Below are 15,045 nucleotides of genomic sequence, written 5' to 3' on the forward strand. Positions count from 1 at the left end.
AACAGATGAAACCGACGACCCCGACGATACTGGCGGTGGCGATCAGCCTTCTGAGCGGCGCCACGGCGTTCGCCCAGGCCACGCCACCGGCTGCGCCCGCAGCGCCGATGTGGCTGATGTCCTGTTCGAACCGGCAGGACCCCGCCCAGCTGGTGTGCGAGCTGTCGCAGAGCATCGTGCTGACGCAGGGCAACCAGCGCGTTGCCACCGCGTCGTTCGCGCGCGTCGCTGGGCAGACCCGGACCAACGCGAACTTCATTCTGCCGGTCGGGGTCCTGCTGCCGGCGGGGGTGACCGTGGCGGTCGATGGCAATCGCGTCGGCGAGGCGATCTATCAAAGCTGCGATGCCGACGGCTGCTATGCCACTGCTGACGTTGGGGACGCCTGGCTGAAGGCAATGCGCGCGGGCGAAACGCTGACACTCGGCCTCAAGGCGCAAGACGGGCAGGCGGTCGATTTTGGCTTTCAGCTCGACGGGTTCACGACGACCGAGGCGATGTTGCCCTAGGGCACGTCGGTTGTCGCGCCGTCACAGCGCTGAGTACGAAGGTAGCCGTCAGGTCGGCAAGGGCGCCGCGATGCCAGGCCGGCGGCCGTCGGGGTGGCAGGCGATCTCGCGCACGGGCGGCGCCTCTGGCGGAGCCGCGACAAAGCTGCCGACCCGTTCACGGATCTGTTTCGGCGAAAGCCCGAACGCGGCCTGACAGTTCCGCGCCATCGAACGGTAATCGGCAAAGCCCGCTTGCTCGCTTGCCTCTTCGAGGTTCCGCCCGGGATCTTCGAGCAGCAGGTTGAGGAAGCGGATGATGCGGTTGCAGGTACAAAGCTCGTGCGGGGTCAGTCCGGCCAGTTCAGGCAGCAGCCGTTCGAAACTGCGCCAGGCAAGCCCGTGACGACCGACAAGCGCACGCAGCGCTTCGCGGTCGAACACCTGTGGCAGCGCCGGGTCCGAGAACACCAGAAGCGCCTTGCCGCGGCTGATCTCGTCACCTTCCAGCGGACGAACCGCGTCGGGCTGGCGGTACTGGCGCAGCACCAGCACCAGAAACTCGACCAGATGGGCCAGGGCTGAATATTCAGAATACTCGTCGGCCCGCAGCGTTTCGAGGTCAAGCTGGTTGGCGAGCGCGCGCAGACGGGCATAGACCGGATAGTTGGTGAACAATCGCGACTGTTCGCTTTGCAGGCGGTAAAAATCCTCGAGCAGCTCGTGCATCTTGGGGAAGTTGTGGTTGAGCCGGGCATGGTCGAAGAAGATGTTCACCAGCACCAGATGGTCGACCATCGGATAGGCATGGGTGTCGGCGGCGCGCAGATAGACGATGTTTCCTGGCAGCAGCAGCTGGAACTGTGCCATGAAACTCACCCCGTGGCCCTTCAGGATATAGGCGATCTCGTCGAAATCATGGTTGTGCAGCGGGAAAAGCGGCTGCGGATCGCGGCGCGAGACCTGAATCGGCAGCCAGAGATTGTGAAAGAACCGCGACCGCGACGCCTGAATGACCTGCTCGGGAAAGGCGATGTCGAGATGGAACGGCGCGAGCATTCTCTTCTCCGTTGAAGCAACGCGATCCGCGTCTTCAGACTGGTCATTTTACGCCAGCCTTCTGCGAAAAACACCCCTTTCTGTCCTGCCACTTTTGCGGGCAACTTCCTAGCCTGATTGCAAGCAGATCAAGCCTTTTTGGGAGGGAGGCATGGCGCAGAAATCCGTTATTGCCGTTGATCTTGGTGCCTCATCGGGGCGCTGCGTGGTGGTGTCGCTCCAAGACGGGCGGCTGAGTTCGCGCGAGATCAACCGCTTTCCCCATGGCCCGGAAGACCGCAGCGGCACGCTGTGCTGGGATCTCGACTACCTGTGGACCGGCATCCACGACGGTCTCGCCAGCGCATTTGCCGAGGATCCCGATATTGCCTCGATCGGCGTTGACAGCTGGGCGGTGGATTTCGTTCCCGTCGACCGGCGGGGCAAGGCACTGCTGCCGTTCGTATCCTACCGCGACGGGCGCACGACCGGGATCATTCCCGAGTTTCTGGCGGCGGCGGGTCTGACCGACCGGGAAATGTTCCAGCGCACCGGCGTCCAGTCGCTGGATTTCAACTCGCTCTATCAGCTCTACGCGGTCAAGCTGCACCCGCCGTCAAGCTATGCCGCCCTCGACCGCTGGATGCTGCTGCCGGACTGGGTCCATTTTCAACTGACCGGCATCTGGTCGACCGAATACACCAACGCCACCACCACGCAGATGCTCGACTGCCACGACCGGGACTGGGACCCCTATCTTGTCGAGGCGGTGGGGCTGTCTCAGCAGGCGATGCCGCCGATCCGCGAGGCGGGCGAAGTGCTTGGCCCGGTGAAACCCGAATTCTGCCGCGAATGGGGCCTGTCCCAGCCGCCGAAGGTCGTGCTGCCCGGCACCCACGACACTGCCTCGGCGGTTGCGGCCCTGCCTTCGACGGCGCCCAGCACCTATTTCATCTCGCTCGGCACCTGGGCGCTGGTCGGGCGCGAGTCGCTGGTGCCGGACCTGACCGACTTTGCCCATGCTCACGGGCTGTCGAACGAGGGGGGCGTTTTCGGCACCTATCGCCAGCTTCGCAATGTCTCGGGTCTCTGGCTTATCCAGCGGGTGCGCGAGGAACTGGCACCCGACAGCGACTTTGCCGACTGGGTGGCCGAGGCCGCGACGGTCAGTCCCGGCCGCTCGCTGATCCTGCCGACCGATCAGCGGTTCTTTCGCACTCCGAACATGACCGAGGAGATCCGCGCCTTCTGCCGCGAGACCGGCCAGCCTGTGCCCGAGAGCCATGGCGAACTGGCGCGCTGTATCTTTGAAAGCCTGGCGCTGAACTTTGCCGACGTGCTCGACGATTTCCGCAAGGGCGATCAGATCCACGAACTGCATGTTGTGGGCGGCGGTGGCCGCAACCGGATGCTGTGCCAGATGGTGGCCGATTTCCTTGGCGCACCGGTGCTGGCCGGGCCGTTCGAGGCCTCGGCGCTTGGCAATGCGCTGGTGCAGATGATCGGGCTTGGCTGGATCGAGGACCTGGCCGAGGGGCGCCGCATCCTGCGGGCCAGCGAAGAATTCGTGCGTTGCGAGCCCAATCCGGGAGCGCGCAGCAACGCCATACGCGCAAGCTATCACGCGCTTCTGTCTCCCGAAAAGGACATGGTATCATGACACGCCTCGACTATTCCGCCGCTCAGGCCGCCTTTGCCGATTGGGGCGTCGACAGCGATGCCGCGATCGACCGGCTGGCCGATATCTCGATCTCGGTGCATTGCTGGCAGGGCGATGACGTCGCCGGCTTTGAAGGCCGGAGCGGCAGCAGCGGTGGCGGCATTCAGGCCACGGGCAATTTCCCGGGCCGCGCCCGGACCCCGGCCGAACTGCGCGCCGACCTTGAATTCGCCTATTCCAGAATACCGGGCCGTCACCGGCTGAACCTGCACGCCTCCTACCTCGACAGCCCGGAAACCCCGGCCCGCGATGCGCTCGAATACCGCCATTTCTCCTCCTGGGTGGATTGGGCAAAGCATCAGGGGCTGGGGTTGGATTTCAACCCGACCTTCTTTGCCCACGAAAAGGCGGACGACAATCTGACGCTCGCGCACCCCGATGCGGGCATCCGCGACTTCTGGATCGCCCACGGCGAGGTCTGCCGCGAAATCTCGGCCCGGATCGGGCAAGAGATGGGCAGCCCCTGCATCATGAATATCTGGGTGCCCGACGGGTTCAAGGATACGCCCGTCGACCGGCTGGCGGCGCGCAAGCGGCTCGAGGCATCGCTCGACCGGATGCTGGCCAAACCCTTCGACAAGGCCCTGATGCGCGATGCGGTGGAAAGCAAGCTGTTCGGCATCGGAGTCGAGGCCTGCACCGTCGGCAGCCACGAATTCTATCTTGGATATGCGATCCGCAACGATACCGTGCTCTGCCTCGACATGGGGCATTTCCACCCGATGGAAAGCGTGGCCGACAAGCTGTCTGCGGTCAGCCTGTCGGTCGACGAGATCCTCATGCACGTCAGCCGGCCGATGCGCTGGGACAGCGACCATGTGATCCTGCTGAACGACGACATCCTTGCCATCGCGCAGGAACTGGTGCTGGGCGACCTGCTGGGGCGGACCCACATCGGGCTCGATTTCTTCGACGCCACGATCAGCCGCACCGCCGCCTGGGTGATCGGCACCCGCAACATGCAAAAGGCGCTGCTGCGCGCGCTGCTTCTGCCCAAGGCACCACTGCAGGCAGCCGAGGAGGCGCTCGACTTCAACCGCAGGTTCATGATGACCGAGGAACTGAAGGACCTGCCCTATGGCGCGGTCTGGCAGGAGTTCTGCACACGGTTGGGCGTGCCGACCGGCAACGCGCTGATTTCCGATCTCGACGTCTATCAGGCGTCGGTTGCCGACAGAGGCTGAGGACACACAGATGACATCCTTTTCGCACGCCATCCCCTTCGTTCAGGAAGCCGCGCCGATCATCCGGCTGTGTTGGGAGAACGGCTGGAACGAGGCCAACGGCGGCAACTTCAGCTGGCGTCTGCCAACCGACGAGATCACCGGCGTGCTGGCACGGCGCTATCCGAATGTGGCCCGCGGTGCGGCGACCCCCTTGCCGCAGCCGCAGCCAAGCCTTGACGGGGAATATTTCCTTGTTACCGGCACCGGGCAGTTCTTTCGCCACGCGACCGAGTACCCCGAACAGGTCTTCGGCATCGTCCAGATCGTCGAGGGCGGCACCGCCTGTCAGACCGTCTGGGGGTTCGAGAACGGCGGCAGGCCGACCTCCGAATTCGCCACCCATCTGGTGGGCCATGCCACGCGCAAGCGGATATCGGGCGGGCGCGAACGGGTCGTGCTGCATTGCCATGTGCCCGAGTTCATCGCGCTGAGCTTCCTGATGCCGCTCGACAGCCGGACCCTGACGCTGGCGCTGTGGGAAAAGATGCCCGAATGCATCGTGATCTTCCCCGACGGGGTGCGGGTTGTGCCGCCGCTGCTGCCCGGCACCGTCAAGATCGCCGAGGCTTCGGCGCGCGAACTGGAAAAGGGCCGGGTGATCTCGTGGAGCCACCACGGCATCTTTGCCTCCGAGGAAAGCCCCGAAAAGGTCTTTACCCTGGTCGAGACGGTCGAGAAGGCGTCGGGCATCCATCGCCGGGTGCTGTCGGCCGGAGGCCCCAAGCGCGGCATCGACAAGGCGCTGCTGGCCGAACTGGCGTCGTATTTTGCCAAGATGATGGTCTGTCCGCCCGACCTGCTGGAGGAGCCCGCGCGGGACGCGGCGGTCGAACCTACCGAGTGACGAAAACGTAAACCAAAGGGAGAGAGAAAATGAAACTCAAGACACTTCTGCCGCTGGCACTTGCCGGCGCGATGGTGGCCGGTGCCGCCGCCGCTGATGACGTCCGCATTGCCATGGTCCCGAAAAGCCTTGGCAATGCCTTCTTCGAGGCTGCCCGCGACGGCGGCATGGAAGCTGCCAAGGAAATCGGTGGCGTCGAGATCATCTTCAACGCGCCTGCGGTCGTTACCGCCGAAGGCCAGATCGAGGTGATCAACGCGCTGATCGCGCAACGGGTCGATGCCATCGTCGTATCCTCGAACGATCCCGACGCGCTGGTGCCGATTTCCAAGAAGGCGATGCAGCGCGGCATCAAGGTGATGTCCTTCGACAGCGCCATCGCGCCCGACGGCCGCATGCTGCACCTGCATCCCGCGACTGCCCCCGGTGCGGCAAAGTCGATGCTCGAGATGACCGTCGATGCAATCGGCCCCGAGGGCGAGATCGCCATCGTGTCGGAAACCCCGCAATCCACCAACCAGAACGAGTGGATCGCCGAGATGGAGAAACTGCTGGCGACCGAGGAATTCTCGGGGCTGAAACTGGTGCAGACCGCCTATGGCATGGGCCAGTCCGACAAATCCTATCGCGAAACCATCGCGTTGCTGCGCCGCTATCCCGACCTGAAGGCGATCATCGCCCCCTCGACGGTCGCGATCTCGGCCGCGGCCAAGGCGGTCGAAGATCAGGGTATGGTCGGCAAGGTTTATGTCACCGGTCTCGGCCTGCCGTCGGAACTGGCGGGTTATGTCCACAACGGCTCGGTCAAGTCCTTCGCGATCTGGAACCCGATCGATCTGGGATATGCCGCGACCTATCTGGCCTATGACCTGATCCAGAACGACGGCGCCAAGGCGGGCGATACGCTCGACGCCGGCCGCATGGGCAGCTTCACCCTCGACGACAAGCTCGAGACCTCGCTGCCGCAGCCGTTCATCTATGACGCCACCAACGTCGACGAGTTCGCGGAAATCTTCTGATCCGGTCACGACAACCGGGCAGGTCGGTCCGCCGGCCTGCCCTCAAGGGAGGACGTCATGGCAGTGCACGAAAACACCACCCCCCTCGTTGAACTGGAGGGGATCAACAAGATCTTCGGTGGCATCCACGCCCTGCGCGACGCGCATTGCAGGATTCATGCCGGCGAGGTCGTGGCGCTGGTCGGCGAGAACGGGGCCGGCAAGTCGACGCTGGTCAAGACGATGACCGGCCTCTATCAGCCCAACTCCGGCACGATCCGGGTCAAGGGGCAGGCGGTACGGCTGGCGACGGCCAAGGCGGCCTCGGAATACGGGATCACCGCGATCCACCAGGAGACGACGCTGTTCGAGGAACTGTCGATCGTCGAGAACATCTTCATGGGCCACCCCCGCACCAAGCCGAGCGGGCTTCTGGACTGGGCGGCCATGCGGTCCGAGGCGCGCGAGCATCTGGAACGGGTCAATCTGGATGTCGAACCGACGACGCTGTTGAAACAGCTAAGCCTCGGGCAGCAGCACATGGTGGCTATCGCCCGCGCCCTGGCCGAAGCGGCCGATGTGGTGATCATGGACGAACCCACCGCCTCGCTGTCCTCGAACGAGATCGAGAAGCTTTACGTCATCATCGAAAAGCTGCGAGATCTGGGCAAGGGCATCCTGTTCATCTCGCACAAGTTCGACGAGGTGTTCCGCATCGCCGACCGCTATGTGGTGTTCCGCGACGGCGCCTTCGTGGGCGACGGCAATATCGCCGAGGTGACCGAACACGATCTGGTCAAGATGATGGTCGGCCGCGAGGTCGGGACGGTGTTTCCAAAACGCGCGGTCGAGATCGGCGCGCCGCTGCTGGAGGTCGCGAGCCTGTCGAACGGCATCGAGTTCAAGGACGTCTCCTTCACCCTGCACAAACGCGAAATTCTGGGGTTTTACGGGCTTGTCGGCGCCGGCCGGTCCGAAGTGATGCGCGCCATCATGGCGCTCAGCCCCTATCCGTTCACCGGGCAGATCCGCCTCGATGGCGTCCCCGCCAACTGGAAGATCTGCGGCGATGCGATTGACGCGGGCGTGGTCTATGTTCCCGAGGACCGGCGCAATCAGGGCGCTATCCTGCCGCTGTCGATCCGCGACAACATCGCGCTGCCCTCGATGAAACGGCTGGCCCGCGGGATCTGGCCCGACAAATCCGCCGAACGCAGGCTGGCGCAGGAATACGGCCGCGTGTTCGAGATCCGCGCCGCCAGCATCGAACAGCCTGTCGAGGACCTGTCGGGCGGCAACCAGCAGAAGGTGGTTCTTGCCCGCTGGCTGGCGACCAATCCCGATGTGGTGATTGTCGATGAACCGACCCGCGGCATCGACGTCGGCGCCAAATCGGCGGTGCACGAGGCCTTGGCCGAGATGGTCGAACAGGATCTGTCGGTTCTTCTGGTCTCGTCCGAACTGCCCGAACTGATGGGTATGGCCGACCGGATCATCGTGATGCGGCTGGGCGAGATGGTTGCCGAATTCACCCGCGACGACTTCAGCGCCGAACTGATCGCAGCCTATGCGACCGGCGCGCGGGCGCCGCAACCCGCCAGGGAGGTGGCATGATGCTGAATGTCCTCAAAAGCCGCGAGGCGCTGTTGGCGGCAAGCTGGCTGGCGCTGATCGCGCTGGCGGGCTCGATCACGCCCAATTTCGTCTCGATCCAGGGTCTGAGGGATCTGATGACAGACCTGTCGATCCTTGTGGTGCTGGCGGTCGCGCAGATGATCGTCATCCTGATCCGCGGCATTGACCTGTCGGTCGCGGCCAATCTGGCCTTTACCGGGATGGTGGTGGCGCTGCTGTCGGTCGCCAACCCCGGCCTGCCGACCGTGGTCTGGCCGCTGGTCTGCATTGTCGTCGGCGCCATGGTCGGGATGCTGAACGGGGCGCTGATCGCTGAACTGCAGATCCCGCCGATTGTCGTCACGCTTGGCACGATGAGCATCTGGCGCGGCATGATCTTTGTCATCTCGGGCGGATCCTGGGTGGTGCAGCACCAGTTCCCCGAGGGCTATCTGGCCGTACCCCGCACCCAGATCCTGGGCCTGACCCTGTTCTTCTGGATCGGGCTTACGGTCGCGGCGGGCATGTGGCTGGTGATGACCCAGACCCGGTTCGGCCGCGAGCTTTACGGCATGGGCGGCAACCCGCGGGCGGCGCAATATGCGGGCGTGCGGGTCAAGCATCACGAATTCTGGGTCTATACCATCACCGGCGCGCTTGCCGGTCTGTCGGGCTGGCTCTGGACCTCGCGCTATGCCATGGCCAACACCGATGTCGCGGCGGGCTTCGAGCTGCAGACTGTGGCGGCTTGCGTGATCGGCGGCGTCGCGATTGCGGGCGGCGCCGGCACGGTGATCGGTGCCGTGTTCGGTGCGCTGTTTCTTGGCACGCTTTACAATATCCTGCCGGTCATCGGCGTCAGCCAGTTCTGGCAACAGGCGCTGTCGGGCGCGATCATCCTTCTGGCCGTCTACTTCAACATGATCAGCCGCAAGCCTCCGGTCCGCCGGATCCTGCCGCTTGCCTCACCCCAGGGAGCAGGAGAATGACGATGTCCGTGTCCCACGAAGCCCCTGCCGACCTGCCGGCCCCGCCGACGCTGTCGGTCGGCAAGATCCTGAGATCCCGCGAGCTTGTGCTGATCGGGCTGCTGGCGATGGTGTTCATCGGCGGCAATGCCTCCAGCCCATGGTTTCTCGATATCTACAACCTGCTCGATTCGACCGCGATCTTCTCCGAGATTGCGCTGATGGCGCTGGGGACGGCGCTGGTGATCATCACCCGCGACATCGACATCTCCATGGCCTCGATCCTGGCGCTGTCCTCGCTCGTCATGGGGCTGGCCAGCCAGCATCTGGGCCTTGGCGCGGTGCCGCTGGTGCTGATCGGGCTTGCCACCGGCGCGCTTTGCGGTGCGGTCAACGGCACGCTGGTCGCCCGTCTGGGAATGCCCGCGATCGTCGTGACAATCGGCACCATGTCGCTGTTCCGCGGGATTGCGGCAGGCATCCTCGGCGACGGCAAGATCGCCGAGTTTCCGACCGCCTTCACCGCCATTGGCCAGTCCTATCTGTTCGGGATGATCCCGCTCAGCTTTGTCGTCTTCATCCTGCTGTCGGTCGTCTTCGTGGTGCTGACGCATTTCACCGTGCTTGGGCGCAACCTGTTCGCGCTTGGCAACAACCCGGAGGGCGCGCGGTATTCCGGCGTGCGTACCAACCGGCTGCGGTTCCTTCTGTTCACGCTGAACGGGCTGATGGCGGGGCTGGCGGCGGTGTTCCTGACCGCACGGCTTGGCAGTACGCGTCCCGACATCGCCATGGGGCTCGAGATGGAGGTGATCACCATGGTCGTGCTGGGCGGCGTGTCGATCTCCGGAGGCAAGGGCACCATCACCGGCGTCGTGCTGGCCGCGCTGGTCATCGGTTTCCTGCGGCTTGCGGTGACGCTGAACAACGTGCCGGGCAATATCCTGATCGTCTTCACCGGATTGCTGCTGATCGGGTCGGTCGCACTGCCCATCATCGGCGAGAAATACGCCTATCTCTTCAAATTGATGCGCCGCCCGAGGAACTGACATGGAACAGATCGCCTTCGCCATGCAGTTGAAACCGGGCGTTGCCGCGGAATACCAGAAGCGCCACGACGAGATCTGGCCGGAACTGGTGGCAGCGCTGAAGGATGCGGGGATCTCGGATTATTCGATCTTCCTCGACGAGGCGACGGGAACGCTGTTTGCGGTCCAGCGGCGGACTGCCGACAATGGTGCCGACGCCCTGCCGGGGCTGGAGGTGGTGCAGAAATGGTGGGCGTGGAACGCCCCGCTGATGGAGGTTCACCCGGATAACGAGCCCGTCGCACGGCCGCTGCGACGGGTGTTCCACCTGCCCTGAGCCGGGCGTATCCGACGGGGAAAGCTCCTCAGGGTGAGGGCAGGGGTCTGCCCGATCCCGCAGCCTCAGCTTTCGTCCCCCTCAAGCGGGGCGGGACACGGTCCCGCCCTTTGCGTCGCCAGAACGTCCGCAACCTTCACTCGAAACGGATCGCGCGGCAGGCGGCCGCCTTGCGGCGACGGGCATAGGATCAGGCCGAAGGGCCGCCTCTGGCAGGCCGCTGCGCCCGAACCTTCGCGAGTACGCCGTCCAGGGTCAGGCCCCGGCGGCCTTTCGCGTTTTGGGTGTCGGGCCAAGGAGCGCCTCGAACACTTCCCTTGTGCGCCTTTCGGCACGAAGAACCACCTCGGCCGCGGCGCGCGCGTCCTCGCCGGCATCGTGGTGATCAAAGCGCAGGTCGAGCCGCTGTTTGAGGTTCGCAAGCCCGTGGCCGCCATTGCCGATGAACTCGGGCCATGCGCGGCGGGCAATCCGCACGCTGTCGCCCCATGTCCAGGGCGGGGCCTCGCGGCCGAGAACGGCATAGGCGCCCGAGATCGCGCGCCGGTCAAAGCTGCTGTGCTGGATGATGTGGTGGCGCGCGAGCAACGGCTCGAGCAGCGCGATCGCTTCGTCAAAGCAGGGGGCATCCACCACATGCTCGGGCTCGATGCCGTGAATCCGGATGTTGAACGGCGAGAAATGGGTTCGGGGATTCACATGGCTGGCCCAGGTTTCAATCGTGTCGTCCGGGCTTACACAGGCGATGCCGATCTGACAGATGCTGGCGGCATCGCTGCAGGCGGTCTCGACGTCGAGGGCGATGAAGCGATAGCTGCCGGCAGGAACTGACGACAGCGGCCGCGTCGCGAATTCGGTCAGATCGCGCAGTCCGGCATAGTCCCGTGTCGCTGGGGTCTCTGTCACTGCGGGCGTCCTTGCATCGTGATGGTCTGGGCCGTCGCCGGACTTTGGCGCATCTGCGGGTCCACCGCAAAGGGCGTTGCCTCCGCCCGACCCTAGCGCCGAAGTCAGAGCTTTGCCAGTTCCGGGACAGGGCCGGACATAGTGACCGGATGCCTCTTTCGACCGGATCGGTCCGCGGGCAGGTTGGAGCGCGCAATGCTACGCACAGACGCCATACGGCGCAATCATACCGGCCCTGCGCTCTGGCACAGGCCCTGTGAACCCTTTGGCCTTATATTGGCGCGTCCTGGACCATAGGTGAAAAAAAGCATCCCTGTCATCGGGGAAAGCAACAGCAGTCAGGAGAGTCCCATGAAATTGAACGTCATTATCACCAGCACCCGCCCGGGCCGGGTCGGCAAGCCGGTCGCAGACTGGTTCTATGATCATGCCCAGAAGAACGGCGCAGGCTTTGAAGCCGTGCTGACCGATCTTGCCGAAATGGCCCTGCCGCTGCTCGACGAGCCGAACCACCCGGCGCAAAAGAAATACACCAAGGAACACACCAAGGCGTGGAGCGCCATCGTGGAGGCAAGCGACGCCTTCGTCTTCGTTTTGCCTGAATACAACTTCACCATGCCGCCGGCGTTCGTGAACGCGGTCGATTACCTCTACCACGAATGGGCCTACAAACCCGCGGCCTTCGTCAGCTATGGCGGCATCTCGGGCGGGCTTCGGTCGACGCAGACTGCGAAGACGCTGCTGACCACGCTCAAGGTCATGCCGATCCCCGATCAGGTGATCATCCCCAATGTTTCCAACCAGTTGAAAGATGGTGTCTTCACACCCGGCGAGATGCAGGTCCAGAGCGCCGATACCCTGCTGGACGAACTGGCAAAATGGGCCGGCGCGCTGGCCGGACTGCGCACCGCGGCCTGAGCGCAGGGGCTGATCGTCCCGCGCGGGCGCTGATAGTCGGTCCCCCGGTTCAGCCGGGCCAACGGGTGCGACGAACAGGCCAGCGGTTCCGGCGGGGCGGCTATTGCACCGGGAGGCTTTGGTTCGCATCTTAGGATCGAACCTCGCCTTCTTTGCCCCCGGGGGGCGCGAGCCGCAATGGCTCGACCGTTCCTTCGGGTGCGGTGGGCGCGCCCAGGGACAAGAAGCAGACACAAGATGGCAAAAGACACCCTGAAGGATCCCTATGAGGCGCTCGGCGTTGCCAAGACGGCCAGCGATGCCGAAATCAAGAAGGCCTATCGTCAGCTTGCCAAGAAGCTGCACCCGGATCTGAACGCGGGCGACGCCGGCAAGCTGGAACAGTTCAAGGCGGTCTCGGCCGCCTATGACCTTTTGCGCGATGCCGAGAAACGCCGCCGTTTTGACGCCGGCGAGATCGACTCGAGCGGGCAGGAACGGCCGCAGCGCCAGTATTACCGTCAATACGCCGAATCCGATCCATCGAACCGCTATGAATTCGACGGCGGCATGGACGATCTGGGCGACATCTTTTCCCGCGCCTTCCGGTCCCACGGGCAGGGCGGGCAGGGCGGATTCTCGGGTGGACCGTCCGGCGGGCAAAGCCAGTTCAGGATGCGCGGCGCCGACCGGCATTTCCATATGGAGGTCGATTTTCTCGACGCAGTGCAGGGTGTGTCCCGCACCGTGACCCTGCCCGAGGTCGGCCGCATCGAGGTTTCCATTCCCGCCGGAATCGAGGACGGCCAGACGCTGCGGCTTGCCGGCAAGGGCGAGCCCGGGATCGGCGGCGGGCCTGCGGGCGACGCGATGGTGCGGATCGCGGTGCGGCCCGATGCGGTCTTTACCCGCGAAGGCAACGATCTGCTGCTCGAACTGCCGGTGTCGATCGACGAGGCGGTCCTGGGCGGATCTGTCGAGGTTCCTGTGCCGGGCGGTCGCGTCAAGCTGAAGGTGCCGCCAAATTCCAGCTCGGGCCGGGTGATGCGGCTGCGTGGCAAGGGCGTGGCACCGGCGCGGGGAACGCCGGGCGATCTGTTGGTGACGCTCAAGATCGTACTTTCCGAAAGTGACGACACCGCGCTGGCAGATGCGGTTCGGGCCTGGCGTGCCAAGAACCACTATGACCCGCGCGCCGGATGGAGGGGGAACCGCTCATGATGACCGAAAGCGATATCCTGGACCGGGTAGGACGGCTCAGCGTCGAGCGACTTCAGGTCTGCGTGACTCGCGCCTGGGTGCGGCCAAGGCAATCCGAACGCGGCCGTGTCTTTGACGAGACAGATCTGGCGCGGCTGCGGCTGATCGTCGAACTGACCGAGGACATGGATGTGAACGACGAGGCCGTGCCGATGATCCTGACGCTGATCGACGAGGTCAGCACGCTGCGGCGGCGGATGCGGGCGGTCGACGCGGCGATGAGCCAGCAGGGCGCCGAGGCCTGCGAGGCGCTGATCGCCCGGTTGCGCCAGATGCAGCAGACGCCGCAAGGCTGAACCCTGCGCCCGCCGCCGGGTCAGGGCGCGTTCCGACGGCCCCGTCGGGCCATTTCGGTGGTCGTGCAGGATACCCGTGATATGGCGCCCGTCCCTTCGGGCCGTCCGGTTAGGGATCGAAGCGGATCGGCAGGCTGAAGCGATAGCTCGCGTCGGTCAGCCCCTTTGGGGCAGCCGGGAACCGCCCGGCCTGCCGGACGGCCGCGATTGCGGCCTGATCGAGCGCAGCATTGCCCGACGACCGGGCGACCGAGACCGTGCTCAGACGGCCGTCACGCGCCACAGTCAGCGCGACGGTCGTCGTGCCCTCGGCGCGCCGGGCCGCACTCGGGTAGCGTTTGTACCGTTCAATCCGGGCCCGGATCGTAGCCCCCCAACCGGCCGCAAGGCTCTGGCGCTGACCCGCTGACAGGGCGGACCCTGCCGGTCCGCCGGTGCCGCCTGCGCTTCCTCCGCCCGCGGTTCCTGCGCGCGTGCCCGCCGCCTGCGTCGCGCCGCTTGGGCCTGCCGGAGCGGTCCGCGCCGCTCGCGGCGCCTGTTCCTGAGGCGGGGCGTCAGGGCGTTCGGGGGGCCGTGGCACGGCCTCCGGGGCCGCCTCGGTCGCGGTGTCGGGCGGTGCAGGTTCTGTCGGCTGCGGGGGCGCCACCAGCTGCGCAGGCGCCGTCGGCCGATCCGGCGCGGCCTCATGTGGGGGCTCGGGCAGGCGGGGCAGGGGCGGTGCATCTGACGGTGCGCCGGTCGCTGCCACTGGCACCTCGGGCAGGGCCGTGGCTTCGGGCGGCGGCGCCAGCGCGGGCCCCGCAACCGGCGTTGCGGGCGGCGATTGCCATTGCGTCACAAGATCCGAGATCGTGTCGGACGCACCCGCGACAATCATCGCCGTATCGCCGCCACCGCCACCGCCCTGCGATGCGCCCTCTTGTGCTGCGGGCCGCAGCCCGAAGGCCACGAGGTGCAGCAGCACGGCCAACCCGACGAAGACCGACATCTCGCCCCAGCGTCTCATCTGAGGGCGGTGATCATCAGGACATCGTGCACGCCGATCGCGCCAAGCCGTGGCAGCAGGGCCGCAACTGTCGCGGCCTCGACCGCGCGGTCGGCCCGCAACCGGACCCGGGGCCGGGCCTCATCGCTGCAGCCGTCGGCGCCGCAAATGTCCTGCACCGCCGCCTGAAGCGCGGCAAGCACGGCCGCCTCGCCCGTCGCGTCGCGAAAGCCAAGCTGCCCGCCCGCGTCGAGAAACAGCGTCAACTCGCCCTCGGCGGGGTCCTCGCGCTCGGCACTCGGAACATCGACCGGAAAGGGCTCGGGCGGGGCGAGTTCCGCCGAGATCAGGAAAAAGATCAGCAGCAGGAACACCACGTTGATCATCGGCAGGATGGGCTCGCCCCGATGCGGGCGCGGCGGCTCGGGGATCAGCATCGC

16 protein-coding genes are annotated in these 15,045 nt (G+C 65.4%); 12 read left to right on the forward strand and 4 right to left on the reverse strand.

The window, feature by feature from the left end; all coding sequences use genetic code 11:
* Positions 1-5: 5 nt before the first annotated feature.
* Positions 6-509 carry an invasion associated locus B family protein gene (locus DQG17_RS00025; RefSeq protein WP_116130723.1) on the forward strand — a complete coding sequence of 168 codons (504 nt, stop codon included), beginning with the start codon at positions 6-8 and terminating at the stop codon, positions 507-509.
* Positions 510-557: 48 nt separating this feature from the next.
* On the opposite strand, the gene DQG17_RS00030 is transcribed toward DQG17_RS00025, so the two are convergent.
* Positions 558-1,547, reverse strand: a complete 990-nt coding sequence (locus tag DQG17_RS00030) for a helix-turn-helix transcriptional regulator (RefSeq protein WP_116130724.1) — start codon at positions 1,545-1,547, stop codon at positions 558-560.
* A 151-nt stretch (positions 1,548-1,698) separates the two neighbouring features.
* Between DQG17_RS00030 and DQG17_RS00035 the strand changes: the two genes are divergently transcribed.
* From DQG17_RS00035 to rhaM, 8 genes are read left to right on the forward strand one after another with little or no spacing between them, the layout of a single operon-like run.
* A complete protein-coding gene (locus DQG17_RS00035; RefSeq protein ID WP_116130725.1) occupies positions 1,699-3,186 on the forward strand; it encodes a rhamnulokinase family protein in 1,488 nt (495 codons plus the stop codon).
* The gene (locus DQG17_RS00040) at positions 3,183-4,430 is read left to right on the forward strand and encodes an L-rhamnose isomerase (RefSeq protein WP_116130726.1); all 1,248 of its coding nucleotides are present in this window, start codon (positions 3,183-3,185) and stop codon (positions 4,428-4,430) included. Before DQG17_RS00035 ends, DQG17_RS00040 begins: the two co-directional genes overlap by 4 nt.
* Before the next feature lie 10 nt (positions 4,431-4,440).
* Positions 4,441-5,316: a rhamnulose-1-phosphate aldolase gene (rhaD, locus tag DQG17_RS00045; RefSeq protein ID WP_116130727.1), complete on the forward strand. Its 876-nt coding sequence runs from the start codon at positions 4,441-4,443 to the stop codon at positions 5,314-5,316.
* Between the two features lie 29 nt (positions 5,317-5,345).
* Positions 5,346-6,335, forward strand: coding sequence for a rhamnose ABC transporter substrate-binding protein (gene rhaS / locus DQG17_RS00050; protein ID WP_116130728.1), 990 nt, complete (start codon positions 5,346-5,348; stop codon positions 6,333-6,335).
* A 57-nt stretch (positions 6,336-6,392) separates the two neighbouring features.
* Positions 6,393-7,928: a sugar ABC transporter ATP-binding protein gene (locus DQG17_RS00055; protein WP_116130729.1), complete on the forward strand. Its 1,536-nt coding sequence runs from the start codon at positions 6,393-6,395 to the stop codon at positions 7,926-7,928.
* Positions 7,925-8,917 carry an ABC transporter permease gene (locus tag DQG17_RS00060; protein WP_116130730.1) on the forward strand — a complete coding sequence of 331 codons (993 nt, stop codon included), beginning with the start codon at positions 7,925-7,927 and terminating at the stop codon, positions 8,915-8,917. The genes DQG17_RS00055 and DQG17_RS00060 overlap by 4 nt, the downstream gene beginning before the upstream one ends.
* Positions 8,918-8,919: 2 nt before the next feature.
* Positions 8,920-9,945, forward strand: a complete 1,026-nt coding sequence (locus tag DQG17_RS00065; protein ID WP_232829275.1) for an ABC transporter permease — start codon at positions 8,920-8,922, stop codon at positions 9,943-9,945.
* A 1-nt stretch (position 9,946) separates the two neighbouring features.
* Positions 9,947-10,261: an L-rhamnose mutarotase gene (gene rhaM, locus DQG17_RS00070; RefSeq protein WP_116130732.1), complete on the forward strand. Its 315-nt coding sequence runs from the start codon at positions 9,947-9,949 to the stop codon at positions 10,259-10,261.
* A gap of 255 nt (positions 10,262-10,516) precedes the next feature.
* Here the strand turns inward: rhaM and DQG17_RS00075 are convergent, their stop codons facing one another.
* On the reverse strand, positions 10,517-11,167 hold the full coding sequence (locus DQG17_RS00075; RefSeq protein WP_232829276.1) for a 3'-5' exonuclease: 651 nt from the start codon (positions 11,165-11,167) through the stop codon (positions 10,517-10,519).
* Positions 11,168-11,518: 351 nt separating this feature from the next.
* Here DQG17_RS00075 and DQG17_RS00080 point away from each other — a divergent pair, with 351 nt between their 5' ends.
* The 3 genes from DQG17_RS00080 to DQG17_RS00090 all read left to right on the forward strand — a co-directional run bounded on the left by DQG17_RS00080 (position 11,519) and on the right by DQG17_RS00090 (position 13,620).
* On the forward strand, positions 11,519-12,085 hold the full coding sequence (locus DQG17_RS00080) for an NADPH-dependent FMN reductase (RefSeq protein WP_116130733.1): 567 nt from the start codon (positions 11,519-11,521) through the stop codon (positions 12,083-12,085).
* A gap of 237 nt (positions 12,086-12,322) precedes the next feature.
* Entirely contained in the window at positions 12,323-13,285 is a 963-nt protein-coding gene (locus DQG17_RS00085; RefSeq protein WP_116130734.1) for a DnaJ C-terminal domain-containing protein, read from the forward strand.
* Entirely contained in the window at positions 13,282-13,620 is a 339-nt protein-coding gene (locus DQG17_RS00090; RefSeq protein ID WP_116132505.1) for a chaperone modulator CbpM, read from the forward strand. The genes DQG17_RS00085 and DQG17_RS00090 overlap by 4 nt, the downstream gene beginning before the upstream one ends.
* Positions 13,621-13,729: 109 nt before the next feature.
* On the opposite strand, the gene DQG17_RS00095 is transcribed toward DQG17_RS00090, so the two are convergent.
* Both DQG17_RS00095 and DQG17_RS00100 read right to left on the reverse strand, forming a co-directional pair.
* Complete coding sequence (locus tag DQG17_RS00095) at positions 13,730-14,626, reverse strand: TonB family protein (RefSeq protein WP_157973463.1); 897 nt, start codon at positions 14,624-14,626, stop codon at positions 13,730-13,732.
* Positions 14,623-15,042 (reverse strand): biopolymer transporter ExbD, encoded by a 420-nt coding sequence (locus DQG17_RS00100; RefSeq protein ID WP_116130736.1) that lies wholly within the window; start codon positions 15,040-15,042, stop codon positions 14,623-14,625. Before DQG17_RS00100 ends, DQG17_RS00095 begins: the two co-directional genes overlap by 4 nt.
* Positions 15,043-15,045 lie beyond the last annotated feature (3 nt).

The organism is Tropicimonas sp. IMCC34043 (assembly GCF_003390845.1).
Classification (GTDB): Bacteria; Pseudomonadota; Alphaproteobacteria; order Rhodobacterales; family Rhodobacteraceae; genus Tropicimonas.